Here is a 23,916-nt window from a genome sequence, read left to right on the forward strand (position 1 = left end):
GGCCGGCCCGGTGGGGCCGGCCGCGGCGGGGAGGACGTCAGTCCGAGACGGTGATGCCCATCGACCGGGCGGTGCCGGCGATGATGCGGGCCGCCATGTCGACGTCCTTGGCGTTGAGGTCCTGCAGCTTCTGCTCGGCGATCTCGCGCACCTGGGCCTGCGTGAGGTTCGCGACCTTCGTGGCGTGCGGCTCGCCGGAGCCCTTGGCGACGCCCGCGGCCTTCTTGATGAGCTCCGCGGCCGGCGGGGTCTTGGTGACGAAGGTGAACGAGCGGTCCTCGTAGACCGTGATCTCGACCGGGATCACGTTGCCGCGCTGGGCCTCGGTCTGCGCGTTGTACGCCTTGCAGAACTCCATGATGTTCACGCCGTGCTGACCGAGCGCGGGGCCGATCGGCGGCGCGGGCGTGGCCTGGCCCGCCTTGATCTGGAGCTTGATGAGGCCGGCGACCTTCTTCTTGGGGGGCATGCGCGATCCCTTCGGGTGCTGGGGGTGGCCGTATCGGTGCCCGCGGATCGGGCGACGACGGGTTGAGGCCGCCGTCCAGTGTACGCGCCGGCGCGGGCCGGGCGCGCACGACGAGCGAGCCCCCGGCCACGGGGGCCGGGGGCTCGCTCGGGCGCTCGGGACGCCGTCAGATCTTGGCGACCTGGTTGAAGTTGAGCTCCACGGGCGTCTCGCGCCCGAAGATCGAGACCAGCACGGTGAGCTTCTGGCGGTCCGCGGAGATCTCGGAGACGGTCGCCGGCAGGGTCTCGAAGGGACCCTCCATGACCGTGACCGACTCGCCGATCTCGAACTCCACCGCGCGCGGCGCCGCCGCGGGCGCGCCGTCGGTGGCGGCCGCACCGGCCGCGCCCCCCTGCTTGGGCTTCTGCTGCAGCGCGGGCGCCAGCATCGAGAAGACCTCGTCGTTCGACAGCGGCACCGGCTGGTGGGTGTTGCCCACGAAGCCGGTCACGCCGGGGGTGTGCCGCACGGCGCCCCACGACTCGTCGGTGAGGTCCATCCGCACCAGCACGTAGCCGGGGATGCGCACCCGGCGGACGTTCTTGCGCTGGCCGTTCTTGACCTCGACGACCTCCTCCATGGGCACCTCGACCTGGAAGATGTAGTCCTCCATGTTGAGGCTGGTCATGCGGGTCTCGAGGTTGGTCTTCACGCGGTTCTCGTAGCCGGCGTAGCTGTGGATCACGAACCACTCGCCCGGCATGCGCCGCAGCTTCTTGCGGAACTCCTCGGCCTCGTCGACGTCCGCGTCCAGCTCGTCGACCTCGCCCACCGGGTCGCCGTCCACCGGGCCCGCGGCACCGAGGTCGTGGGCCTCCTCGCCCTCGGGTGCGCCCACGGCGTCCGTCAGGGGGACGTCCGGGAGGTCCGCTGCCTGCTCGACCTCGGCCTCGGCGTCGGCCTCCACGTCCGCGGCGACGTCCTCGGCGTCGTAGCCCGTCAGGGAGGCGTCCGCCTCGGCGCGCTCGTCCTCGTACGCGCCCACCGGCACGGGCGAGGGCTCGGGCGCGGCGCTGAACACCTCGTCGCTGACCGGACCGAACGACTCGTCGCCCTCAGGGCTGTCGTCGGCGCGCCGCTCGCCGAGCGAGGGACCCCACTGCTCCGACACGGTGCTGACCTGCTTCCTTCGGGATAGGGACTCCGCGCACCGCAGCGGTGCGCCGCCGTCCGTCAGGACCCGAACACCAGCAGGACGAGCTTGCCGATGCCGTAGTCCAGGACGGACACCAAGAGCATCATCACCGCGACGAAGACCAGGACGACGCCCGTGTAGCTCAGCAGGTCGCGGCGCGTGGGCCAGACGACCTTGCGCAGCTCCTCGACGACCTGGCGCAGGAAGAGCAGGATCCCGCCGCGGCGCTTGGCCGCCGCGCGGTCCGCGGCCTTCGTCTCGCTCACGTCGACCTGCTCCCCACCGTCTGCCGGTGCTCCGGTGCTGACTCGCCTGGTGCTGCCCCGCTGCGCGCTGGGTGCGGCGGGCGCGTCCCCGGGGGACGCGGGTGGTGCTCGCAGGGCAGGAGGGACTCGAACCCACAACCGCCGGTTTTGGAGACCGGTGCGCTACCAATTGCGCCACTGCCCTGAGCGGTTCGGCGACCCCGTGGGGCACGCTCCACCACGGCGGGACGAGCCCGCCGACGAGCACTCTAGGCGAGAACACGCCGCGGAGTCGAACCCGCACCCTCCCGGCCGGCGCCCCGGCGCCCGGCGCGTGGAGCGGACGGGCACCGGGCGGCAGTGCCAGGATGGGAGCCGTGTCCGCTCCGAGCGCCCCCGCCCGCACCCGAGTGTCCGCCCGCGTCGCCGGCATCGCCGAGTCCGCGACCCTCGCCGTGGACGCGAAGGCCAAGGCGCTCAAGGCCGCCGGCCGGCCCGTCGTCGGCTTCGGCGCCGGGGAGCCGGACTTCCCCACCCCTCCCGCGGTCGTCGAGGCCGCCGTGGCCGCCTGCACCGACCCGGCCAACCACCGGTACACCCCCGCCGGCGGCCTGCCCGCGCTGCGCGAGGCGATCGCCGCCAAGACGCTGCGCGACTCCGGCTACGAGGTCGCCCCCTCGCAGGTGCTCGTCACCAACGGCGGCAAGCAGGCCGTCTACGAGACCTTCGCGGCGCTGCTGGACCCGGGCGACGAACTGCTGCTGCCCGCGCCCTACTGGACGACCTACCCGGAGGCGGCGCGCCTGGCCGGCGGCGTGCCCGTGGAGGTCTTCGCCGGGCTCGAGCAGGGCTACAAGGTCACCGTCGAACAGCTCGAGGCCGCGCGCACCCCGCGCACCAAGGTCCTGCTGTTCAACTCCCCCTCCAACCCCACCGGCGCGGTCTACTCCCCCGAGGAGGTCCGCGCGATCGGGCGCTGGGCCGACGAGCACGGCCTGTGGGTGGTCACCGACGAGATCTACGAGCACCTCGTCTACGACGGCGCTCGCGCTGCGTCGATGCCCGTGGAGGTGCCCGAGCTGGCCGAGCGCTGCGTGGTGCTCAACGGCGTGGCGAAGACGTACGCCATGACGGGCTGGCGGGTGGGCTGGCTGATCGGCCCGGCGGACGTGGTGAAGGGGGTGGGCAACCTGCAGTCGCACCTGACCTCCAACGTCGCCAACGTCTCCCAGCGCGCCGCGATCGCCGCCCTGTCCGGCGACCTGGACGCCGTGGCGACGATGCGCACCGCCTTCGACCGCCGCCGCCGGCGCATCACCGAGATGCTCTCCGCGATCGACGGCGTCGAGTGCCCGCTGCCCGAGGGGGCCTTCTACGCCTACCCCTCCGTGGAGGCGCTCATCGGCAGGACGCTGCGGGGCAGCGAGATCACCTCCTCGGCGCACCTGGCCGAGCTGATCCTCACGGAGGCCGAGGTGGCCGTCGTGCCGGGCGAGGCCTTCGGGCCCAGCGGCTTCCTGCGGCTGTCCTACGCGCTCGCCGACGCCGACCTCGAGGAGGGCGCGGGGCGGATCCAGCGGCTGCTGGCCGAGGTGGTGTGAGCACCCCCGGCGGAGAGCGCGACCTCGCCGTCCTGCTGCGCTCGCTGCGCCCGGTGCGCCGCCCCGGGGAGTTCACCCACCGGCACCTGCCACCGGGCGGCACGGTCGCCGACCTGCCCGCCGGGCTGGTCCCCGAGGCGACCGTCGCCGAGGACGAGGGCCTGACCCTCGTGCTGCCGGCCGAGCGCGCCGGGGAGCTCGGTGAACCGGTCACCGAGGGTGAGCGGTACGCGTGGCTGACGCTGCGGGTGCACTCCGCCCTGGACGCCGTCGGGCTCACCGCCGCCGTCAGCGCCGCGCTGGCCGCCGCCGGGGTGCCCGCCAACGTGATCGCCGGGCGCTTCCACGACCACGTGCTGGTGCCCGTCGCGCAGGCCGACGAGGCTCTGCGGGTGCTCACCGCGCTGTCCGGCACCGACCAGCCGACCACTTGACGCGCTGGCAGACTCACGCAGCGTGACGCGCGCGCTGGAGACGTTGCCCAAGGCCCACCTGCACCTGCACTTCACGGGGTCGATGCGCACCAGCACGCTGCTGGAGCTGGCCGAGGTGCACGGGGTGCGCCTGCCCGCGGCGCTGTCCGGGCAGCACATGCTGTCGCTGTCGCCGGACGAGCGGGGCTGGTTCCGCTTCCAGCGCCTGTACGACGCCGCGCGCTCCTGCGTGCGCACCGCCGACGACATGCGGCGGATCGTGCTGGAGGCCGCCGCCGACGACGCCGCGGAGGGCTCGCGCCGGCTGGAGCTGCAGGTGGACCCCACCTCGTACGCCGTGCACCTCGGCGGCATCACCCCGGCGCTGGAGGTCGTGCTCGACGCGGCGCGGGAGGCGACGACGCTGACGGGCACGGAGGTGGCGGTGGTGGTCGCCGCCAGCCGCACGCGCCACCCGCTGGACGCGCGAGCCCTGGCGCGGCTGGCGGCCCGGCACGCCGGGGACGGGCCGGGCACGGTCGTCGGCTTCGGGCTGTCCAACGACGAGCGGCGCGGGGACACCGCGGAGTTCGCCGGGGCCTTCGGCATCGCCCGCCGCGCCGGGCTGGCCGCGGTGCCGCACTCCGGGGAGCTGCTCGGCCCCGCCCACGTGCGCCGGACGCTGGAGACGCTGCGCCCGGACCGCCTCGGGCACGGGGTGCGGTGCGCCGAGGACCCGGAGCTGCTGGCCCGCGTGGTGGACGCCGGTGTGGCGCTGGAGGTGTGCCCGGCCAGCAACGTCTCGCTGGGCGTGTACGAGGGCCTGGCGGCGGTGCCGCTGCGGCGGCTGCTGGAGGCGGGGGCGACGGTGGCGCTGGGCGCGGACGACCCGCTGCTGTTCGGCCCGCGCCTGGTGGCGCAGTACCGCAGCGCCCGGGAGGACCACGGGCTGGACGACGCCGCGCTGGCGGGGCTGGCGAAGGCGTCGATCAGCGCCTCGCTGGCGGCGGCGGCGACGAAGCGGGCGCTGCACGCCGAGGCGGACGACTGGCTGGCCGCCGCTCCGGAGGCACCGGAGGGCGGACACGGAGGGGCGCGACGTGATTGACTCAATGAGTCGAGTCAATGTGCCGGGAGGTCGACGTGTTCTCAGGTCTGGTCGTGCTGGGGCCCCTGCTGGTGGCCCTGGGGCTCGCGGGCGGAGCCGCCGCCCTCGCGGTGCACCGCCGGGTACCGGCCGCCTCGCTGCCGCTTCCCGTGGCCGGCGCCCGCCGCAGGGGTGAGGTGTGGACGGGGCTGGCGGCGCTGGCGGGGGGCGGCACCGCTGCCGCGTTCCTGGCGGGTGCCTGGCGACTGCACGAGGAGCGTCTCGTCGTGACCCTGCCCCTGGCCGCGGCCACCGCCTACGCGCTCGTGGCCCTCGCGGCGGAGGCGACCTGGCCGCGGCCGCTGACCCGGGTGCGCAGCGCGCGGCTGCTGGCGCGCTCGGTGCGCGACGGCGCCTCCCCGGGCCTGCTGCGCTGCGCCGTCGCAGCGGGAGCGCTGCTCGCCGCGGTGTGCCTGCTCGGCGCCGCCCTCGGAGCCGAGGACGGGCGCTCGGTGGAGTGGTCCTCCCCCGACGGCCTGGCGACCTGGAGCGCAGGCACCTTCCCGGGCGCTGCGCTCACCGCCCCGGTCTGCGCCCTGGGGCTGCTCGCCGCCGTGGTCACGGCGGCCGTGCTGCACCTCGTCCCGGTCCGGCCGTCGGTCCCGGCAGCCGACGAGGCCACGGACGCCGCGCTGCGCCGGGTGGCCGCCCACCGAGTGCTGCGCACCTCCACGGCCGCCGCCACCCTGACGCTGGCGGGCCTGCTCCTCCTCGCCGGCGTCTCGGCCACCGGGCTCGGCGGCGACTACCAGCTCGCGGCCGGTGACCTGCGCACCTCGGCACCGCCGTGGGGGTGGCGGGCGCTGGCGGGGGTGGCGCTGTGGAGCTCACCGGCGGTCGCGCTCGCGGGCCTCGCCACGCTCTTCTGGCCGGCCCCGGGTCTGCGGCGCGAGCGCGCGTCGGCGGGTGCGGCGTGACCGCGCTGCGCGTCCTCGTGGACACCGCCTCGCCGGTCCCCGTCTACGAGCAGCTGCGCCGGCAGGTGGCCACCCTGGTCACCACGGGGGCGTTGCGCACCGGGGACCGGCTACCGGCCGCCCGGGCGCTGGCCGCCGACCTCGGCCTGGCGCTGGGCACGGTGCAGCGCGCCTACCGGGAGCTGGAGCTGGCCGGGCTGGTCGTCTCCCGCCGCCGCACCGGCACCGTCGTCACCGCCTCCGCCGCCCCGGTGGACGAGGAGGTCCGCTGGGCCGCGGAGGGCTACGTGGAGCGGGCGCTGCAGGCCGGGCTGGACGAGGAGGAGGTGGTCGACCTGGTGCGCGACGCGCTGCTCAGAGCGCGCAGCCGACGAGCACCGGCTCGTTGACGATCCGCACCCCGAACCTCTCGCGCACGCCCGCGGCGACCTCGCGCGCCAGGGCGAGCAGGTCCTCCGCGCGCGCCGAGCCGCGGTTGGTGATCGCCAGGGCGTGCTTGGTGGACAGCGTCGCCGGGCCGGGGGCGCCGTACCCCTTGCCGAAGCCGGCGCGCTCGATCAGCCAGGCGGCGCTCGTCTTCACCAGCGGCTCGCCGTCCGCGCCGGTACCGGCCGGGTAGCGGGGGGCGTCCTCGGGCAGCACCGCCGCCTCCTGCGGCGTCAGGACGGGGTTGGTGAAGAACGACCCGGCGCTCCAGGTGTCGTGGTCGTCCAGGTGCGCCTCGTCCCACACCATGCCCTTGCCCTCGCGCAGCGCGAGCACGGCGGCGCGCACCCGCGTCATCGGCACCCGGTCGCCGACCTCGACGCCGAGGCGGCGGGCCAGCTCCGCGTACCCGACCGGGGCGGAGCGGTCGCTGAAGCGGAACTGGAACGTCACGTCCAACACGACGTAGCGGCTCTCGGCGTGCTCCCCGTGCAGGGCCACCCGCTCGGTCTTCAGCCGGGAGGTGCGGTACCCGAAGCGCAGGTCCGCCCCCGCGAAGGTGCGCTGCCGGCCCGCCACGCGGTCGAAGGTGCGCACGGTGGCGATGGTCTGCGAGACGTCCTGGCCGTAGGCGCCGACGTTCTGCACCGGGGTGGCGCCCACCGTGCCGGGGATCCCGGACAGCGCCTCCACGCCCGACCAACCGCTCGCGACCGCCCGGGCGACCAGCGCGTCCCACCGCTCCCCCGCCGCGGCGGTGACCACGGCCCCGCCGCAGGCGTCCTCGGAGCCCAGCCGGACGCCGGTGGTGGCCACGTGCACGACGGTGCCGTCGAAGCCGGCGTCGGCCACCAGCAGGTTGGAGCCGCCCCCGACGAGCAGCAGCGGCTCGCCCGCGGCGTCGGCCTCGCGCACCGCCGCGACGAGCTCGTCCTCGGTGCGGGCCACGACGACGCGGCGGGCGGGACCGCCCACGCGCAGGGAGGTCAGCGGGGCGATGAGCGGACCGGTGGTGGTGGCGGGCGTGGTCACGGGCTGCTCCCGGGGCGGACGGCGGCGGGCGGGCGGGCGACGCCGGAGAGCGCCAGGGCCAGCGCGGAGGCCACGGCCGCGGCCAGCAGGGCGTCCAGGACACCGACGTGCTCGGCGAGCAGGCCGAGCAGGGGCGGGCCGGCGAGGAAGGCGGCGTACCCGACGGAGGACACCACGCTGACGCGGGCGGCGGCGCCGGCCTCGTCGTCGGCGGCGGCGCTCATGCCGAGCGGGAAGCCGAGGGCCGTGCCCACCCCCCACAGCGCCGCACCGGCCACCGCGACCGGCACGGAGGGGGCCAGGACGAACACCAGCACCCCGGCCACGGCGAGGGCGGCGCAGCCGCGCAGCGCGGCGACCCGGCCCGTGCGCTCCAGCACGACCGGCCCCAGCAGCCGGCCGACGGTCATGAAGACCACGAACGCGCCGAAGGCGGCGACCCCCACCTCGTGGCTGGTGCCGTACCCGTCGACGGCGCCCACGGCCAGCCAGTCGTTGGCGGTGCCCTCGACGAACGCCATGCACAGCACCATCAGGCCCAGCAGCAGGGTGCGCGGCTCGCGCCAGGCGGTGCGCAGCGAGACCGCGCGCGGCGCGTCCTCGCCGGGCTCCGGGGCGGGCGGGGCGCCGAGGAAGGAGCGCACGGCGAGCAGGGCCCCGGTCAGCGCCAGCACCGCCGCGGCTCCCAGGTGGGCCCAGGTGGGCACGTCCAGCGCCAGCAGCAGCACGCCGAGCCCGGCGGCCAGCACGGTGCCCAGGCTGTACCCGGCGTGGAAGCGGGACATGATCGAGCGGTCCAGGCGGCGCTCGACGGCGGCACCCTCCACGTTCATCGCCACGTCCCAGGCTGCGGTGCCGGCGCCCTGGACGACCAGCCCGGCCGCGACCACGGGGACGCTGGTCAGCGCGTCGGCACCGGCGGAGACGGCGAGCAGGCCCACCGCGACGGCCACGGCACCGGCGGCGACGGTGCGCACGCGCCCCAGCCGCATCACGACGGCCCCCGCCAGCGGCATCGTCACGACCGAGCCGACGGACAGGGCGAGCAGGAGCAGGCTCAGCCCGGCCGGGCTGAGGTCGAGGGCGTCGCGCACCGACGGGATGCGCGACACCCAGCAGGCGAAGGCGAAGCCGTTGAGGACGAACGCGGCGAAGACGGCGTTGCGGGCGCGCAGCCCGGCGCGGTCCGCGCCGGCCGCGACCGGCGCGGCGGAGCTCACGGCAGGCGGACGACGGCGCGGGCGCGGCCCAGCACCTTGGCGCCGGCGCTGGTGACCGCGAGGTCCACGGTGGCGGTGCGGCGCTGCTCGTCGAGCGCGGCGACGGTGCCGGCGACCTCGACGACGGCCGCGCCCTGCGCGGGCACGACGACGGGGGCGGTGAACTTGGTGGCGTACTCGAGCACGGCGGCGGGGTCGCCGGCCCAGTCGGCGGCGCTCTGGCCGGCCAGGCCCATGGTGAGCATCCCGTGGGCGATGACGTCGGGCAGCCCGACGGAGCGCGCGACGGACTCGTCGAGGTGGATGGGGTTGCGGTCGCCGGAGGCCTCGGCGTAGGCGCGCAGGTCCGCGCGGGTCACCTCGTGGCGGGCGGCGGGCAGGGCGTCACCGACCTGGACGTCCTCGAAGCGGACGGTGCTCACTGCTCCTCCGGGGCGCGCACGACGAGGGTGGAGACGGCGGTGCACACCGGCGTGCCGTCCGCCAGGCGCAGCTCGGTGCGCGTGGTGACCATGGCGTTGCCGCGCACGACGCGCACGCGGTCCACGTGCAGCTCCGCGGACAGCTCGTCACCGGCGACGATCGGCCGGTGGTGGGTGAACGACTGCTCGCCGTGCACGACGCGCGAGTAGTCGATGCCGGCCGCCGGGTCGGTGATGAACTGGGCGTCGGCCCGCTGCGCCAGGGTGACGGCGAAGGTGGGCGGCGCCACGACGTCCGCGTGGCCCAGGGCCTGCGCGGCGGCGGTGTCGTGGTGGGCCGGGTGGACCGCCCGCACGGCCCGGGCGAAGGCCCGGACCGCGCCGGCGGTCACGGCGGTGGCCCCGGAGGCGGGGTAGACCCGCCCCTGGAAGGACTCGTCGACGGTGACGGACGTCACTGCGGCGGACGTGCCCGGGTCAGCGGGTCTCGCGGTGCGTGGTCTTCTTGCCGCAGCGCGGGCAGAACTTCGCCAGGTCGAGCCGGTCGGGGTCGTTGCGCCGGTTCTTCTTGGTGATGTAGTTCCGCTCCTTGCACTCGGTGCAAGCCATGGTGATCTTGGGGCGGACGTCGGTGGTCTTGGCCACGGCGGGTTGCCTCTTCCTGAACTGGGGTCCTGCGGGCGACTTCAGCGCCGCGATCTCGCCCACCAGGGTACGCGATCCGAGCGCCCGGACCACCACGCAGGACGAGCGGCCGCCCCGGCGGGGCGGCCGCTCGTCACGGCGTTGCGGTGTCCGTAGCGGAGGCCGGACTTGAACCGACGACACAGCGATTATGAGCCGCTTGCTCTACCAACTGAGCTACTCCGCCGCACGTCCACCGGCGGGCCGGCTGGACGCTGAGAGCCCCGATCGAGGATTGAACTCGAGACCTCTTCCTTACCAAGGAAGTGCTCTACCACTGAGCTATCGGGGCACTGCTCGCCGCTCGCACGACGTGAGGTCCACCCTACACGCCGCGACCCGAGCCCGTTGCCGGGCCCGGGTCGCGCTCGCGACGTGGCGGGTGATGGATTCGAACCAACGAAGGCAATGCCGGCGGATTTACAATCCGCTCCCTTTGGCCGCTCGGGCAACCCGCCAGTGCGCCTGGATGACCAGGTGCGAGTGAGAGGATAGCAAGGTCTGGCGGCCGGGACGAACCGGCTGCGCGCACCGCTCCGGAGGGAACAGCACACGTGGCCAGCGAGTCCTCGTTCGACGTCGTCAGCAAGGTCGACCGCCAGGAGGTGGACAACGCCCTGAACCAGGCGGCGAAGGAGATCTCCCAGCGCTACGACTTCAAGGGCACCGACGCCTCGGTGCGCTGGAGCGGCGAGACGATCCTCATGGTCGCCAACTCCGAGGACCGCGTGAACGCCGTGCTGGACGTCCTGCAGACCAAGCTGATCAAGCGCGGGGTGTCGCTGAAGGCCCTGGACACCTCCGAGCCCACCCCCTCGGGCAAGGAGCACCGGATCACGGCCACCCTCAAGGAGGGCCTGGACCAGGACGTCGCCAAGAAGATCGGCAAGATCGTCCGCGACAGCGGCCTGAAGAGCGTCAAGACCCAGGTCACCGGCGACGAGGTGCGCGTCAGCTCCAAGAGCCGCGACGACCTGCAGGAGGTCATCGCGCTGCTCAAGGGCGCCGACCTCGACGTGGCGCTGCAGTTCGTCAACTACCGCTGACCCGGCGCCCGTGAGCGCCACCGCCCCCGGCACCCCGCGCGCCGGGGGCGGCCCTCGCGCTCGCCGGCTGCTCCGGAGGCCCGACCGGGTCGAGCCCGTCCCCGCCCGAGCGCCGGTCGGCTCCCCCGCGTCAGCGGCGGTAGCCGGCCATCGCCTCCAGCCGGGCGATGCGCTCGGCCATCGGCGGGTGGGTGGAGAACAACCGGCTGAAGCCCTGCCCCCGGAACGGGTTGGCGATCATCATGTGGCTGGCGTTGACGAGCTCGCGCTCCGGCGGCAGCGGCAGCTGCCGGGTGCCCAGCTCCAGCTTGCGCAACGCCGACGCCAGGGCCAGCGGGTCGCCGGTCAGGCGCGCGCCGTCCTCGTCGGCGTCGTACTCGCGGGTGCGGGAGATGGCGAGCTGGATGACGGTGGCTGCCAGCGGGGCCACCAGCGACAGCGCCAGCACGGCGATCGGGTTGGTGCGCCCCTCGCCGTCCCGCCCGCCCGCGGCGCCGAAGAACGCGCCGAACTGCGCGAACTGGGCGACGGACGTGATGACGCCCGCCAGCGCCCCCGCCACCGAGGACGTGAGGATGTCGCGGTTGTACACGTGCTGCAGTTCGTGGCCCAGCACACCGCGCAGCTCCCGCTCGTCCAGCAGTTGCAGGATGCCCTCGGTGCAGCACACCGCGGCGTTCCCGGGGTTGCGGCCGGTGGCGAACGCGTTGGGCGCCATCGTCGGCGACACGTACAGCCGCGGCATCGGCTGGTGGGCGCGGGTGGACAGCTCCCGCACGATCCGGTGCATCGCCGGCTGCTCGGCCTCCGAGATCGGCCGGGCACGCATGGCGCGCAGGGCGAGCTTGTCGGAGTTCCAGTAGCCGTAGGCGGAGGTGACCACCCCGATCACCGCGAAGACCAGCAGCAGCGCCGGGACGCGGAACGCCGACGCGAGGAGCCCGCCGATCAGGAGCAGGACCGCCCAGATCGCCCCGAAGAGGACCGCGGTCTTCAGGCCGTTGTGGTGACGGTGCATCGGGCGCTCTCGTCCTCCCTGGTCCGGGTCCAGCCAGGGGTGCAACGCGCCGCGCCGCGCGATCGTTCCGCGCGGCGCCTCAGGCCCGGGCCGTGGCGCCCGCGGCCGGGCGCCGGTGCGCCGCGCCGGGGTGGGACGCGGCCAGCCGCGCCCCCTCGCCCGAGCCCAGCCGCTCGCGCAGCGTGGTGCCCGGCGCGACCGGCGGTGCGGTGCGCCCCCGGCGGGCCAGCTCCGGCACCAGGTGGTCCACGACGTCGGCGAACGTGCCGGGCATCGTCGCGTACATGAGGTTGAAGCCGTCGACGCCCGAGACCTCCGCGAACTCCTCCAGGGCGTCGGCCACGGTGGCCGGCGAGCCCGCCAGCACCGGGCCGCGCCCGCCGACGGCCACGAAGCGGGCCAGGTCGTCCACCGTCCAGGTGCGGTCCGGGTCGCTGGTGAACGACGACAGCGCCGAGCGGTTCGCGTCGGTGGTGACGTGCTGCAGCGGCTCCCCCGGCGCCAGGCCGGCCAGGTCCACGCCCGTCCAGCCCCCGAACAGCGCCAGCGCGCCGTCCCTGCTGGCGCGCGCCCGGTAGTCGGCCAGCAGCGCGGTCGCCTCCGCGTCGGAGGGGCGCACCACGGCGGTCAGCCCCGCGTAGACGCTGACCGAGCGCGGGTCGCGCCCGGCGCGCTCCACCCGCTCGCGCAGGGAGTCGACGGTGCGGCGGACGTGCTTCGCGGTGGGGCCGATGACGAAGACGCACTCGGCGTGCCGGGCGGCGAACTCCTGCCCGCGCGGCGAGGAACCCGCCTGGAAGACCACCGGGGTGCGCTGCGGGGACGGCTCGCACAGGAACGCGCCGGGCACGTCGAACCAGCGGCCGTGGTGGTCGATGTCGTGGACCTTCGCCGGGTCGGCGTACACCCCGCGCTCGGCGTCGCGCACGACGGCGGAGTCCTCCCAGGACCCCTCCCAGAGCTTGTAGCAGACCTCGAGGTACTCCTCGGCGACGTCGTAGCGCTCGTCGTGCGGCACCTGCCGGTCGAAGCCGAGGTTGCGGGCCGCGGAGTCGAGGTAGCCGGTGACGACGTTCCAGGCGACGCGGCCGCCGGTGAGGTGGTCCAGCGTGGTCAGCCGGCGGGCCAGGGCGTACGGCTGCTCGTACGTGGTCGTCACCGTCAGCCCGAAACCGAGCTGCTCGGTGACCGCGGCCATGGCCGAGACCGCCATGAGCGGGTCGTTGACGGGCACCTGGGCGGCCGCGCGCACGGCGGCGTCGCGCGAGCCGCCGTGCACGTCGTACACGCCGAGGACGTCGGCGAGGAAGAGGGCGTCGAAACCCCCGCGCTCCAGCAGCTGCGCCAGGTCCGTCCAGTACCGCAGGGTGCGGTACTCGGCGCTGCGGTCCTCCGGGCGCGCCCACAACCCGGCGGCCTGGTGCCCCACGCAGGCCATGGCGAAGGCGTTCAGGCGAAGCGGTGCGGTGCTCACGGGACGACGGTCTCCAGGTTCTTCGAGGTGGTGTCCAGGGGCCGGTGGGCCGTCTCCGGGGCCGCGGCGGCGCAGGCGGCGGTGAGCAGCGCCAGTGCGCTGACGAAGCCGGCGACCAGCCACGGCGCGCCGCCGGCCAGGGCCAGCAGCGAAGCCGCGACGAGGGGGGTCAGCCCGCCGCCGAGGACCGCGCCGATGGAGTAGCCCAGCGAGGCGCCGCTGTAGCGGGTGCGCGCGGGGAACTGCTCGGCGAAGAACGCCCCCTGCGCGCCGTACATGCTGTCGTGCCCGAGGTTCACGGCGACGACGAGCGCGCCGACGATCAGCACGGTGGAACCGGTGTCGAGCAGCAGGAACGCCGGCCCGGTGAACACCGCGGTGAGCAGCGCCCCGAACAGGTACACGGGCCTGCGGCCGAAGCGGTCCGAGGCCAGTCCCCACAGCGGGGTGGTGGCCAGGCTCAGCACGGAGACGACCAGGACGGCGAGCAGGCCCACGTCGGCGCCGTCGGCGCGCACCTGCTCGGTGAGGTAGTTCAGGGCGAAGACGGTGTAGAGGACGTACCCGCCGATCTGGCCCAGGCGCATGCCGCTGGTCAGGAGCACCCCGCGGGCGTCCTCGCGCAGCACGTCGGCGACCGGGCGGCGGGCGACGGCACCGGCGCGGCGCAGGTCCGAGAACACCGGCGAGTCGGTCACCTTCAGCCGGATGACCAGACCGACCACGACGAGCACTGCGCTGGCCAGGAACGGCACCCGCCAGCCCCAGGAGAGGAACTGCTCGGGGGTGGTGAGGGTGCGGGTCAGCCAGAAGCCCCCGCTGGCCAGGACCATGCCCGCGGCCGAGCCCATCTGCGGCACGGCGCCGAACAACCCCCTGCGCCGCTCGGGGGCGTGCTCCACCGCCAGCAGCACGGCACCGCCCCACTCGCCGCCGGTGGAGAAGCCCTGCAGCAGGCGGGCGGTCACGAGCAGCACGGGCGCGGCGACCCCGATGGCCGCGTAGGTGGGCAGCAGGCCGATGAGGGCCGTCGAGGCGCCCATGAGCAGCAGGGACGCCACCAGGACCTTCTTGCGCCCCAGCCGGTCCCCCAGGTGACCGGCGACCGCGCCGCCCAGCGGGCGCGCGATGAAGCCCACCGCGTACGTGGCGAACGCCGCGACGACCCCGACAGCACCGCCGACCTGCGGGAAGAACAGCGGGGCGAACACCAGCGCGGCCGCCGTGCCGTAGAGGTAGTAGTCGTACCACTCGATCGTGGTGCCGACGAAGCTGCCGAGCGCGGCGCGCCGCCGCAGGACGCGGCGGTCGACGGCAGCGGGGACGACGACACGAGCAGCGCTCACCGGGACTCCCATCGGTCCTGGCGGAAGCACCTTCCCCGAGGGGTGGTTGCTGCGGCGTCGTCGAGCCAGGTCTCTCAGCCGCTCTGGATGGTCGTCCAGGAACCTAGGGCACCCGATCGCCCGCGCGCAAACCGCGGCGGGTCAGCCGCGGCGGCTGCGGATCTGCTCGCTGAGGGCGGGCAGGACCTCGTTGAGGTCGCCCACGATCCCGTAGTCGGCGAACTCGAAGATCGGGGCGTCCGGGTCGCTGTTCACCGCCACGACGGTCACCGAGGCCGCCATGCCGCCGCGGTGGTGCACCGCGCCGGACACGCCGGCACCCACGTACAGCCGCGGGCTGATCGTCACGCCCGTCTGCCCCACCTGGGCCTCGTGCCCGATCCAGCCCTCGTCGGTGGCGACGCGGGTGGCGCCCACGGCCCCGCCGAGCACGTCGGCGAGCTCCTCCACGGCCGAGAAGTCGCCCTCCACGCCGCGGCCGCCGACGACCACGACCTCCGCCTCGGCCAGCGCCGGGCGGTCCGAGGTGGGCCGGGCCTCACGGGAGTGGACGGTGACCGCGCGCGCGGCCGCCGAAGCCGCCACGCGGTGCTCGACCACCTCGGCCGGTGCGGCCTGCGCCGCGGGCGCGGCCTGCACGGAGTTCGGGGCCAGCGCCACCACGCCGAACGGCCCGGTGAGCGCGCAGCGCGTCGTCCACGTCCCCGCCAGGACCGTCTTGACCGCCGTGAAGCGGCCGTCGGCGTCGCGCTCGAGGCCGCCGGCGCCGGTGACGACCCCCGCGCCGGTGCGCACGGCGAGGCGGGCGGCGACCTCCTTGCCCTCGAACGTGGAGGCCACCAGCAGCAGCGGGGCGTCCACCTCGGCGCGCACCGCCTCCAGCGCGTCCACGACGGAGGCGGTCAGGCGGTCGTCGGCGCCGTCGACGAGCACGTGGTGCAGCGCGTGGCCCCCGTGCGCGCCGACCTGCGCGCGCACCTCCTCGGCCGGTGCGGGGCCGATCCACACGGCGTGCACCCGCGCGTCCGGCAGGTCGCGCGCCAGGGTCAGCAGCTCCAGGGCCGTGGGGCGCAGCCGCCCGTCGCCGTGGTCGAGCAGGACGAGGACGTTCACGCGAAACCCTTCTGCGCCAGGTAGTCCACGAGAGCGGGCACCGTCTCCGCGCCGCCGGTCACGAGCACCCGGTCCGAGCGCTCGGGGCGGGGTGAGGCCTCCACGACCCGGGCCGCGGACCCGTCCAGGCCCACGGTGGCGGGGTCCACGCCGAGGTCGGCGAGGGAGAGCACCTCCACCGGCTTCTTGCGGGCGGCGAGGATGCCCTTGAAGTCGGGGAACCGGGCGCGGAACGCCTGGTCGGTCACCGACAGCACGGCCGGCGCGGGAGCGCTGAGCTCCTCCACGTCGGTGGAGGTCTCGCGGCGCACCCGCACGGTGCCGTCCTCGACGGTGATGCGGTCGGCGAGGGTGAGCTGCGGCCAGTCCAGCAGGGCCGCCAGGGCGGCCGGCACCAGGGAGGTCAGCCCGTCCAGGCCCGCCATGCCCGCGACCACGACGTCCACCGGCCGCTCGGCGTGCACGCGGCGCACCGCCGCGGCCAGCACGCGGGCGGTGGCGATCGCGTCGGAACCGGCGATCGCGTCGTCGCGCACGTGCACCGCGCTCGTGGCACCCATCGCCAGGCCGCGGCGCAGGGCCTCCACGGCCGCGGCGGGCCCGACGGTGAGGGCGACGACCTCGTGCGGCTCGGCGCCCTCCGCGACCGGGTGCGCCTCGACCAGGCGCAGCCCGGCCTCCAGCGCGTCCTCGTCCAGCTCGTTGAGGGTGTCGTCCTCGCCGCCGCGGGCCAGCAGCCCGTCCTCGCGGAAGGAGCGGGCCGACTGGATGTCGGGGACGTGCTTGACGCAGACGACGACGCGCACTCAGGCCTCCCGGGCGGCGGCCTCGGCGAGCACCTCGCGCGAGTACCTGATCATGTCCTCGCGGGGGACGACCTTGACGCGCTCGCGGCCGTGCGGCTGGCCCAGCGCCCGCTCGTAGGCGTCCAGGACCTCCCAGTCGTTCCAGGTGAGGACCTCCACGCCCTTGGCCGTCAGCGCGTCCAGCACGGCCTGCGGGTCCGGCTCGGCGGCGCGCTCGAGACCGGCCGCGTCGGCGACGAGGTGGCGGACCGTCTCGGAGGCGTCGGACTTGGTGTGCCCGATGAGGCCGACGGGCCCGCGCTTGATCCAGCCGGTGCAGTACACGCCGCCCAGGTGCTCGCCCTCCGGGGAGAGCACGCGGCCCTCGTGGTTGGAGATGACGCCCTTGAGCTCGTCGAACGGCACGCCCGGCAGCGGGGAGCCGAAGTAGCCGACCGCGCGGTACACGGCCTGCACGTCCCAGGTGCGCACGTCCCCGGTGCCCTCGACCGTGCCGTCGCCCGTCAGGCGGGTGCGCTCGGTGCGCAGCGCGCTGACGTGGCCGTCGGTGCCGACGATCTCCACGGGGGCGTGCAGGAAGTGCAGGTGGATGCGCCGGGAGGCGGTGCCGTCGCCCTCCTTCAGCGTCCAGTCCGTGAGGGTCTTCACGACCTGCTTGGTCTGGTTCGACTTGTCGATGGCGGCCATCGAGCCCTCGTCGAACTCGAAGTCCTCCGGGTCGACGAGGACGTCGACGTCGGGGACGTGGCCCAGCTCGCGCAGCTCCAGCGGGGAGAACTTCGCCTGCGCCGGGCCGCGGCGGGCGAAGACGTGCACGTCGGTGACCTTCGACGCCTTCAGGCCCTCGTAGACGTTGTCCGGGATCTCCGTGGGCAGCAGGTCGTCGGCGTGCTTGGCGAGCATGCGCGCCACGTCCAGCGCGACGTTGCCGGCGCCCAGGACCGCGACGGTGGAGGCCTGGAGCGGCCACTCGCGCGGGTAGTCCGGGTGCCCGTCGTACCAGGAGACGAAGTCGGCGGCGCCGTAGCTCTCCGGCAGGTCGACGCCCGGGATCGCCATCGGCGCGTCCTCGATGGCGCCGGTGGAGAACACCACGGCGTCGTAGTGGCGCCGCACGTCCTCCAGCGTCAGGTCCGTGCCGAAGTCCACGTTCGTCAGCAGGCGGATGTCGCCGCGGCCCAGGACCTTCTCCAGGGCGACCACGATCTGCTTGATGCGCGGGTGGTCCGGCGCGACGCCGTAGCGCACGAGGCCGAAGGGGGCGGGCAGGCGCTCGATCAGGTCGATGCTCACGCCGTCGAAGCCCGTCGCGGACAGGTCGGCCTTGGAGAGGATGTCCGAGGCGTAGATGCCTGCCGGCCCGGCTCCGACGACGGCCACGCGCAGCGGACGCTGGGTGCTCACGGGATCTGGTGTCCTTCGTCTCGACGTCGGCGGTCGACTGCGCAGGCAAGCCTAATGCGTCGGGCACCCACCCCCGGACGGCACCATGCGCGGTGTGGAGGAACCCCGCCCGACCGCCCCCGCCGCACCCGGCCCGCAGCGCGGCTCCGGCCCGCCCGCCGCGGGTGCCGGCTCCCGAAGCGGGCTCCTGGCCGGCGCGGGCGCCTACGTGCTGTGGGGGCTGTTCCCGTTCTACTTCCACGCCCTGCTGCCCACCGGCGCGCTGGAGCTGCTGGCGCAGCGGGTCGTGTGGTCGCTGGCGCTGTCGGTGCTGCTGCTGACGGCGCTGCGCCGCTGGCCGGCCGTGCTGCGGGTGCTGCGCACCCCCGCGCAGCTGCGGCTGCTGGCCGTGGCGGCCGTGGCCATCGCCGTCAACTGGGGCGTGTACGGCCTGGCCGTGACCAGCGGGCACGTGCTGGAGGCGTCCCTGGGGTACTTCGTCAACCCGCTGGTGACGGTGCTGCTGGGGGTGCTGGTGCTGCGCGAGCGCCTGCGGCGGACGCAGTGGGCCGCGGTCGCCGTCGGCACCACCGCCGTCGTCGTCATCACCGCCGACCTCGGCAGGCTGCCGTGGATGGCGCTGGCGCTGGCCGTGTCCTTCGGCACCTACGGGCTGCTGAAGAACCGCCTGGCCCGCAGCGGCACCGGGGTGGACCCGCTGACGGGGCTGACGGTGGAGACGGGCGTGCTGGTGCTGCCCGCCGCGGCGACCCTGGCCTGGATCGGCGCGACCGGGCGCTCCACGTTCACCGCCGGCGGCGCCGACCACGTGGTCCTCACCGTGCTGTCCGGGCCGACCACCCTGGCACCGCTGCTGCTGTTCGCGCTGGCCGCCGGGCGGGTGCCGCTGACCACGATCGGGTTGCTGCAGTACGCCACCCCCGTGCTGCAGTTCGCCGCCGCGCTGGTGCTGGGCGAGACGATGCCCGCCTCCCGGTGGGTGGGCTTCGCGCTGGTGTGGGCGGCGCTGGCGCTGCTCACCGCCGACGCGCTGCGCGCCCAGCGACGGCGCCGGCCGGCGCTCCCGCGCCCGCGCACCTGACGGCCCGGCGGCCGCCGCGAGCCGTTCAGCGGGCGGGTTCGGGCTCGTCCACGTCGAGCACCAGGGGCGGCGGGGCCTCCTCGTGGTGCTCGACCGCCGCCCGGGCGGCGGCGCGGGCGCGCAGCACGCGCGGCGCGGGAGCGGCGTCGCGCGGCAGCAGGTCCACCCGGACCACCGGTGGGCGCGGGGCGAGCGGGGGCTCGACGACGTCCACGCGCCCCGCCTCCCGCCGCGCCCGGCGCTCGGCCAGCACCGCGGACACCGCCAGCACCAGGCCGCCCACCGCCACGGCCAGGGACCGCCGGCCGGACCGGCTGAGCACCACCGCCGCGGCGCTGGAGGCCAGGGCCGCGACCACCAGGAGGCGGTCGACCCGCACCGCGGGCAGGTAGCGGGCACGACCGGGGGCGCGGTGTCGAGGGGGCACGGACGTCGATCCTGCTGCGGTCCGGGCCCGGGAACGGCCGGCCGGCGCGGCGACCACCCGTCCGGTCCCGCCGTCCTCACCGACCGCGACCGCACCAGCGCGGCCCGCGGCCGCGACGTCAGCCCACGCGGTCGGCGACCGTGCCCGCGTACGTCTCCAGCGCCCGGCGCGCCGCGCCGTCCGGCAGGTCCACCAGGTGGGTCGTGGCGCGCTCGGCCCACTCCCGGGCCGTGGCCCGCGCCGCGCGCGTCACCGGGTGCGCGCGCAGCGCCGCCACGGCCTCCGCCAGCACGTCGTCGTCGCCCAGGCGGCCGGAGTCCAGCAGCGCCACCAGCCGCACCGCGTCCGCGTCGCCCCCGGCGGCGGCGCGGCGGGCCAGCAGCACCGGCAGCGTCGGCACCCCCTCGCGCAGGTCGGTGCCGGGACGCTTGCCGGAGTCGCCCACGTCGCTGGTCAGGTCGAGCACGTCGTCGGCGAGCTGGAACGCCACCCCCACGTCCTCGCCGTAGGCGACCATCGCCCGCACCACCTCGGGGGCGGCGCCGGCGAACTGGGCGCCGAAGCGGCCCGCGGTGGCGATCAGGGAGGCGGTCTTGTCGCTGAGCACGTCCAGGTAGTGGGCCACCGCGTCCTGGTCCGGGCGCGGCCCCACCGTCTCGTGCAGCTGCCCCAGGCACAGCCGCTCGAAGGTCTGCGCCTGCACCCGCACCGCCTCCGGGCCCAGGCCCGCCACCACGTTGGAGGCGCGCGCGAACAGCAGGTCGCCGGTGAGGATGGCCACGTTGTTGCCCCACACGTGCTGCGCCGCCGGGGCGCCGCGCCGCGTGGGGGCGGAGTCCATGACGTCGTCGTGGTACAGCGAGGCCAGGTGGGTCAGCTCCACCACCACCGCGGCGTCCACCACCTCCGGGCGGGAGGGGTCGCCGAAGCGGGAGCCCAGCAGCGTCAGCATCGGCCGCACCCGCTTGCCGCCGGCCTGCACCAGGTGGCGCGAGGCCGCGTCCGCCAGCGGGTCGACGTTGCCGACCGCCTCGCGCAGCCGCTCCTCCACGACCTCCAGCCCCTCGCGCAGCGCGGACTCCAGCGCCGGGTCGGCCGTCGGCAGGCCGGTGCCCGCGCTCGTCCTGGTACCGGTCACGTCGCTCCTCACGCGTCGCTCCTCACGCCGCGGGCGCCAGTCGCTGCAGCGCCACGACCACGCGGTCGGTGGCGTCCTTCGACGCCGGGTCGGCGAGGTTCGCCAGCAGCTTGACCACCAGCTTCATCAGGCCCGGCCGCGGCAGCCCGAAGCGGGTGGCGGCGCGCATGACCTCCGGGTGGCCGATGAGGGAGACGAACACGCGTCCCAGCGTGTAGTACCCGCCCAGCTCCGCGCGAACCGCGGCCGGGTAGCCGTGCAGGGCCCGCTCGCGGGAGCGGGCGTCCGGGGCGTCCAGCGCGCCGTCCAGGACCTCCGCGGCCAGGCGCGCGGACTGCATGGCGTACGCGATGCCCTCCCCGTTGAACGGGTTGACCATGCCGCCGGCGTCGCCGACGAGGAGCAGGCCGCGCGTGTAGTGCGGGGTGCGGTTGAACGCCATCGGCAGCGCCGCCCCGCGCACCTCGCCCACCTGGTGCTCGGGGTCGAAGCGCCACTCCGGCGGCATCGAGGACAGCCACCGGCGCAGCAGGTCGCGGTAGTCCACGTCGCCGGAGCCGGCGTCGGCCTTCAGCACGCCCAGGCCGACGTTGCTGGTGCCGTCGCCCACGCCGAACACCCAGCCGTACCCGGGCAGCAGCTCGTGCGGTCGCGCGCCCGGCTCGCGCAGCTCCAGCCAGCTCTCCAGCCAGTCGTCGTCGTGGCGGGGGCTGCGGAAGTAGGTGCGCACCGCCACGCCCAGCGGGCGGTCGTCGCGCCGGTGCAGACCCATCGACAGCGCCAGGCGGCTGCCCACCCCGTCGGCGGCCACCACGACGGGCGCGCGGAAGACGCGCTCCTCGCCGGCCCGCCGGCCCTTGTCGTCCACCGGGCGGGCGCGCACGCCCACGACGTGGCCGGTGCGCTCGTCCACCACGGGGGCGGTGACGGAGGTGCGCTCCAGGACGGTGGCGCCGCCGGCGCGGGCGTGCTCGGCCAGCGCCTGGTCGAAGCGGGAACGCGTGTGCACCAGCCCGTAGGAGGGGAAGTCGCTGATCTCCGGCCACGGCACCTGCAGGCGCACGCCGCCGCCGAGCAGGCGCAGGCCCCGGTTGCGGACCCAGCCGTCCGCGGCGGGGGTGGGCAGGCCCAGCAACTCCACCTCGCGGCTGGCGCGGGGGGTCAGCCCGTCCCCGCAGACCTTCTCGCGCGGGAAGGCGCTCTTCTCCAGCACCAGCACGCGCCGGCCGGCCGCCGCCAGGTACCGCGCCAGCGTGGAGCCGGCCGGCCCGGCACCGACGACGAGGACGTCGGCGTCGTCAGCCGCGCGCTGGGCGGCGCTGAGCGCACCACCGGTCTCGACCGTCACCTGGTCCTCCGTCGTCCCCGCTCGTGAAAACCTTCACGAGCTCCGTCGAGTGTAGTTCGCGGCGCTCAGGCCGCCGACCGCACGGCCCGGTGCAGCGCGACGATCCCGGCGGACAGGTCCCGCCAGCGCACGCCCTCCCAGCCGGCCGCCCCGATCCGCGCCGCCAGGGACCGCTGGTCCGGCCAGGCGTCGATGGACTCCATGAGGTAGCCGTAGGCCTCGCCGTGCGAGCTGACCAGCTTCGCCACCCGCGGCAGGCCGTGGTGCAGGTAGGCGCCGTACGCCCGGCGCAGCAGCGGGTTCGGCGGGGTGGAGAACTCGCACACCACCAGCCGCCCGCCCGGGCGCACCACGCGGGCCATCTCACGCAGGGCGCGGTCCACGTCCACGACGTTGCGCAGCCCGAAGGAGATCGTCACCGCGTCGAAGACGCCGTCGGCGAACGGCAGCCGGGTGGCGTCGCCCGCCGTGAACGGCAGGTCCGGGCGGCGCAGCTTGCCGGTGCGCACCATCCCGCGGGAGAAGTCGCACGGCACCACCCGCACCCCGCGGTCGGCGAACGGCTCGCTGGAGGTGCCGGTGCCCGCCGCCAGGTCCAGCACCCGCTCCCCCGGCCGGGCGTCCACCGCCCGCACCACCGAGCGCCGCCACAGCCGGTCCTGACCGGCGGAGAGCACGTCGTTGGTGAGGTCGTAGCGGTCCGCGACGTCGTCGAACATCGCCGACACCTGCCGGGGGCGCTTCGTCAGGTCGGCCAGCTCGCGCCCCGGTGTCGTCACGGGACCATCCTCTCAGGCGGCCGGCGGGCACCAGCGCGTCGGTGAGGCGCCGGCGGCGCTGGTGCCCGGGGGCCTCAGCGGCCGGCGGGCACCAGCGCGGCCGGCGGCGCCAGCAGCCCCGGCACCCGCGCCAGCGCCCCGCGCACCGCCACCCCGGCCAGCACCACCAGGACCGTCACGGCCACCGGCAGCAGCAGCCGCACCGCCCGGGGCAGGGCCTCGGGGACGAGCAGCTCCAGCGCCGTGGTGAGCAGCGCGATGAACAGCACGTGCGTCAGGTAGACCGGCAGCGTGGCGCGGCCCAGGGCGCGCAAGGGGGTGCGCGGCCAGCGCCGCACCAGCAGCGCGCACGCCGCCGAGGCCCCCAGGACCCCCAGGGCGCCGCGCAGCAGCGGCAGCCCGGGCACCAGGTGCAGGTCCAGCAGCGAGACCGCCGCCGCCAGCAGCGTGAACGTCACCAGCAGCAGCGCGGTGCCGAGCACCCCGACGCCCTCCACCACCCGCGGCAGCACCCGGCGGCCGTGGGCGCCCGCGAGGAAGAAGACGAGGTAGGCGGCCATGTTGTCCCACGCCCAGCTGCCCGTCGCGGTCAGCCCCGCGCTCGTGGTGACGGACAGCACCGCGGCCGCGGCCAGCTGCGCCCCGGGCGGCGCGGGCCGCAGCAGACGGGCCACCACCGCGAAGACGGCGAGCGCGTACAGGTACCAGAGCTCCGTGTGCGGGCGCACCAGCGCCAGCGCGAACTCCGACGGCCCGGCGGGCTGACCGGCCTGCACCCACACCCCGGCCGTGAAGAACGCCGTCGTCAGCACCAGCCACAGCACGAACAGCCACGCGGAGGGCACGACCCGGCGGCGCAGCACCTCCCGCCACGGCTGCGACGCCACGGAGGCGGCGAGCAGGCCGGAGACGGTGAAGAACAGCGGCATCCGCACGCCGGTCAGGAGCTTGTTGACGTCCCGCCACAGCGGGCTGCCGTGCCCGGCCTCACCGAGGAAGATCGCGGCGTGGGTCAGCACGACGAGGGCGATGGCCAGCCCCTTCGCGGCGTCGGCCCAGGCGATGCGGTGCCCCCGCGAGGCGCGCCCGGCCCCGGTGGCGGCGTCGGTGGTGGTGGTCATCGCGGTCCCCCGGTCGTGGGTCGTGGTGACGCGCCGCGGCGGCGACGGGCCGGCCCTGCGGT

Annotated in this window: 26 protein-coding genes, 4 tRNA genes and 1 riboswitch; of the genes, 7 read left to right on the top strand and 23 right to left on the bottom strand. The window is 75.6% G+C overall.

The window, feature by feature from the left end; translation table 11 throughout:
- Nucleotides 1-37: 37 nt before the first annotated feature.
- From rplK to V9U69_RS05620, 4 genes are all read right to left on the bottom strand, one after another.
- Nucleotides 38-469 (bottom strand): 50S ribosomal protein L11, encoded by a 432-nt coding sequence (gene rplK / locus V9U69_RS05605; RefSeq protein WP_337060333.1) that lies wholly within the window; start codon nt 467-469, stop codon nt 38-40.
- Between the two features lie 166 nt (nt 470-635).
- Complete coding sequence (gene nusG, locus V9U69_RS05610) at nt 636-1,622, bottom strand: transcription termination/antitermination protein NusG (protein WP_337060335.1); 987 nt, start codon at nt 1,620-1,622, stop codon at nt 636-638.
- A 62-nt stretch (nt 1,623-1,684) separates the two neighbouring features.
- Complete coding sequence (gene secE / locus V9U69_RS05615) at nt 1,685-1,912, bottom strand: preprotein translocase subunit SecE (RefSeq protein WP_242126788.1); 228 nt, start codon at nt 1,910-1,912, stop codon at nt 1,685-1,687.
- Between the two features lie 111 nt (nt 1,913-2,023).
- Nucleotides 2,024-2,096, bottom strand: a tRNA-Trp gene (locus tag V9U69_RS05620).
- 163 nt (nt 2,097-2,259) lie between these two features.
- Here V9U69_RS05620 and V9U69_RS05625 point away from each other — a divergent pair.
- From V9U69_RS05625 to V9U69_RS05645, 5 genes are read left to right on the top strand one after another with little or no spacing between them, the layout of a single operon-like run.
- A complete protein-coding gene (locus V9U69_RS05625) occupies nt 2,260-3,492 on the top strand; it encodes a pyridoxal phosphate-dependent aminotransferase (protein WP_337060337.1) in 1,233 nt (410 codons plus the stop codon).
- Nucleotides 3,489-3,926: an ACT domain-containing protein gene (locus V9U69_RS05630; protein ID WP_337060338.1), complete on the top strand. Its 438-nt coding sequence runs from the start codon at nt 3,489-3,491 to the stop codon at nt 3,924-3,926. The genes V9U69_RS05625 and V9U69_RS05630 overlap by 4 nt, the downstream gene beginning before the upstream one ends.
- Nucleotides 3,927-3,948: 22 nt before the next feature.
- Nucleotides 3,949-5,013 carry an adenosine deaminase gene (locus V9U69_RS05635; protein WP_337060340.1) on the top strand — a complete coding sequence of 355 codons (1,065 nt, stop codon included), beginning with the start codon at nt 3,949-3,951 and terminating at the stop codon, nt 5,011-5,013.
- A gap of 35 nt (nt 5,014-5,048) precedes the next feature.
- A complete protein-coding gene (locus tag V9U69_RS05640) occupies nt 5,049-5,969 on the top strand; it encodes a hypothetical protein (RefSeq protein WP_337060342.1) in 921 nt (306 codons plus the stop codon).
- Nucleotides 5,966-6,358, top strand: a complete 393-nt coding sequence (locus tag V9U69_RS05645; protein ID WP_337060343.1) for a GntR family transcriptional regulator — start codon at nt 5,966-5,968, stop codon at nt 6,356-6,358. The genes V9U69_RS05640 and V9U69_RS05645 overlap by 4 nt, the downstream gene beginning before the upstream one ends.
- Here V9U69_RS05645 and V9U69_RS05650 read toward each other — a convergent pair.
- The 8 genes from V9U69_RS05650 to V9U69_RS05685 form a co-directional block, all read right to left on the bottom strand.
- A complete protein-coding gene (locus V9U69_RS05650; RefSeq protein ID WP_337060344.1) occupies nt 6,324-7,427 on the bottom strand; it encodes a UDP-N-acetylmuramate dehydrogenase in 1,104 nt (367 codons plus the stop codon). The two genes, V9U69_RS05645 and V9U69_RS05650, sit on opposite strands and share 35 nt — an antisense overlap.
- Entirely contained in the window at nt 7,424-8,647 is a 1,224-nt protein-coding gene (locus tag V9U69_RS05655; RefSeq protein WP_337060346.1) for an MFS transporter, read from the bottom strand. The genes V9U69_RS05650 and V9U69_RS05655 overlap by 4 nt, the downstream gene beginning before the upstream one ends.
- Nucleotides 8,644-9,069, bottom strand: a complete 426-nt coding sequence (locus V9U69_RS05660; protein WP_337060348.1) for a MaoC/PaaZ C-terminal domain-containing protein — start codon at nt 9,067-9,069, stop codon at nt 8,644-8,646. Before V9U69_RS05660 ends, V9U69_RS05655 begins: the two co-directional genes overlap by 4 nt.
- On the bottom strand, nt 9,066-9,527 hold the full coding sequence (locus V9U69_RS05665) for an FAS1-like dehydratase domain-containing protein (protein ID WP_337060350.1): 462 nt from the start codon (nt 9,525-9,527) through the stop codon (nt 9,066-9,068). Before V9U69_RS05665 ends, V9U69_RS05660 begins: the two co-directional genes overlap by 4 nt.
- Nucleotides 9,528-9,546: 19 nt before the next feature.
- Nucleotides 9,547-9,714, bottom strand: a complete 168-nt coding sequence (gene rpmG, locus V9U69_RS05670) for a 50S ribosomal protein L33 (protein WP_012085006.1) — start codon at nt 9,712-9,714, stop codon at nt 9,547-9,549.
- Nucleotides 9,715-9,867: 153 nt separating this feature from the next.
- Nucleotides 9,868-9,940 (bottom strand) — tRNA-Met (locus V9U69_RS05675).
- A gap of 33 nt (nt 9,941-9,973) precedes the next feature.
- Nucleotides 9,974-10,045: transfer RNA gene (locus V9U69_RS05680), tRNA-Thr, on the bottom strand.
- An 84-nt stretch (nt 10,046-10,129) separates the two neighbouring features.
- A tRNA-Tyr gene (locus V9U69_RS05685) sits at nt 10,130-10,211 on the bottom strand.
- 96 nt (nt 10,212-10,307) lie between these two features.
- Between V9U69_RS05685 and V9U69_RS05690 the strand changes: the two genes are divergently transcribed.
- On the top strand, nt 10,308-10,799 hold the full coding sequence (locus tag V9U69_RS05690; protein ID WP_337060351.1) for a YajQ family cyclic di-GMP-binding protein: 492 nt from the start codon (nt 10,308-10,310) through the stop codon (nt 10,797-10,799).
- Between the two features lie 130 nt (nt 10,800-10,929).
- On the opposite strand, the gene htpX is transcribed toward V9U69_RS05690, so the two are convergent.
- From htpX to V9U69_RS05720, 6 genes are all read right to left on the bottom strand, one after another.
- Nucleotides 10,930-11,817, bottom strand: a complete 888-nt coding sequence (gene htpX, locus V9U69_RS05695) for a zinc metalloprotease HtpX (RefSeq protein WP_337060353.1) — start codon at nt 11,815-11,817, stop codon at nt 10,930-10,932.
- Nucleotides 11,818-11,896: 79 nt separating this feature from the next.
- Nucleotides 11,897-13,291, bottom strand: coding sequence for an LLM class flavin-dependent oxidoreductase (locus tag V9U69_RS05700; RefSeq protein WP_337060354.1), 1,395 nt, complete (start codon nt 13,289-13,291; stop codon nt 11,897-11,899).
- A complete protein-coding gene (locus tag V9U69_RS05705; RefSeq protein WP_337060355.1) occupies nt 13,288-14,637 on the bottom strand; it encodes an MFS transporter in 1,350 nt (449 codons plus the stop codon). Before V9U69_RS05705 ends, V9U69_RS05700 begins: the two co-directional genes overlap by 4 nt.
- A gap of 5 nt (nt 14,638-14,642) precedes the next feature.
- A riboswitch (SAM riboswitch) is annotated at nt 14,643-14,731 on the bottom strand.
- A 47-nt stretch (nt 14,732-14,778) separates the two neighbouring features.
- Nucleotides 14,779-15,750 carry an electron transfer flavoprotein subunit alpha/FixB family protein gene (locus tag V9U69_RS05710; RefSeq protein ID WP_337060356.1) on the bottom strand — a complete coding sequence of 324 codons (972 nt, stop codon included), beginning with the start codon at nt 15,748-15,750 and terminating at the stop codon, nt 14,779-14,781.
- Nucleotides 15,747-16,556 (bottom strand): electron transfer flavoprotein subunit beta/FixA family protein, encoded by an 810-nt coding sequence (locus tag V9U69_RS05715; protein ID WP_337060357.1) that lies wholly within the window; start codon nt 16,554-16,556, stop codon nt 15,747-15,749. Before V9U69_RS05715 ends, V9U69_RS05710 begins: the two co-directional genes overlap by 4 nt.
- A complete protein-coding gene (locus V9U69_RS05720; RefSeq protein WP_337060358.1) occupies nt 16,557-17,960 on the bottom strand; it encodes an FAD-dependent oxidoreductase in 1,404 nt (467 codons plus the stop codon).
- Nucleotides 17,961-18,045: 85 nt separating this feature from the next.
- On the opposite strand from V9U69_RS05720, the gene rarD reads away from it, so the two are divergent.
- Complete coding sequence (gene rarD, locus V9U69_RS05725; protein ID WP_442907618.1) at nt 18,046-19,041, top strand: EamA family transporter RarD; 996 nt, start codon at nt 18,046-18,048, stop codon at nt 19,039-19,041.
- 25 nt (nt 19,042-19,066) lie between these two features.
- Here the strand turns inward: rarD and V9U69_RS05730 are convergent, their stop codons facing one another.
- The 5 genes from V9U69_RS05730 to V9U69_RS05750 all read right to left on the bottom strand — a co-directional run bounded on the left by V9U69_RS05730 (nt 19,067) and on the right by V9U69_RS05750 (nt 23,854).
- Nucleotides 19,067-19,468, bottom strand: a complete 402-nt coding sequence (locus tag V9U69_RS05730; RefSeq protein WP_337060361.1) for a hypothetical protein — start codon at nt 19,466-19,468, stop codon at nt 19,067-19,069.
- A gap of 118 nt (nt 19,469-19,586) precedes the next feature.
- Complete coding sequence (locus tag V9U69_RS05735; protein ID WP_337060362.1) at nt 19,587-20,618, bottom strand: polyprenyl synthetase family protein; 1,032 nt, start codon at nt 20,616-20,618, stop codon at nt 19,587-19,589.
- Between the two features lie 10 nt (nt 20,619-20,628).
- Nucleotides 20,629-21,954 (bottom strand): geranylgeranyl reductase family protein, encoded by a 1,326-nt coding sequence (locus V9U69_RS05740; protein ID WP_337060364.1) that lies wholly within the window; start codon nt 21,952-21,954, stop codon nt 20,629-20,631.
- Nucleotides 21,955-22,019: 65 nt separating this feature from the next.
- Nucleotides 22,020-22,733 (bottom strand): demethylmenaquinone methyltransferase, encoded by a 714-nt coding sequence (locus tag V9U69_RS05745; protein ID WP_337060365.1) that lies wholly within the window; start codon nt 22,731-22,733, stop codon nt 22,020-22,022.
- 74 nt (nt 22,734-22,807) lie between these two features.
- Nucleotides 22,808-23,854, bottom strand: a complete 1,047-nt coding sequence (locus V9U69_RS05750; protein ID WP_337060366.1) for an acyltransferase family protein — start codon at nt 23,852-23,854, stop codon at nt 22,808-22,810.
- Nucleotides 23,855-23,916: the final 62 nt, after the last annotated feature.

It is taken from the genome of Kineococcus sp. G2 (assembly GCF_037154035.1).
Lineage (GTDB): Bacteria > Actinomycetota > Actinomycetes > Actinomycetales > Kineococcaceae > Kineococcus.

Bases quoted from the DNA above. Each gene is read 5' to 3' on its own strand.
- V9U69_RS05750 (WP_337060366.1), bottom strand. From the start codon at position 23,854: ATGACCACCACCACCGACGCCGCCACCGGGGCCGGGCGCGCCTCGCGG.
- rplK (WP_337060333.1), bottom strand. From the start codon at position 469: ATGCCCCCCAAGAAGAAGGTCGCCGGCCTCATCAAGCTCCAGATCAAG.
- V9U69_RS05625 (WP_337060337.1), top strand. From the start codon at position 2,260: ATGGGAGCCGTGTCCGCTCCGAGCGCCCCCGCCCGCACCCGAGTGTCC.
- rarD (WP_442907618.1), top strand. From the start codon at position 18,046: ATGCGCGGTGTGGAGGAACCCCGCCCGACCGCCCCCGCCGCACCCGGC.
- htpX (WP_337060353.1), bottom strand. From the start codon at position 11,817: ATGCACCGTCACCACAACGGCCTGAAGACCGCGGTCCTCTTCGGGGCG.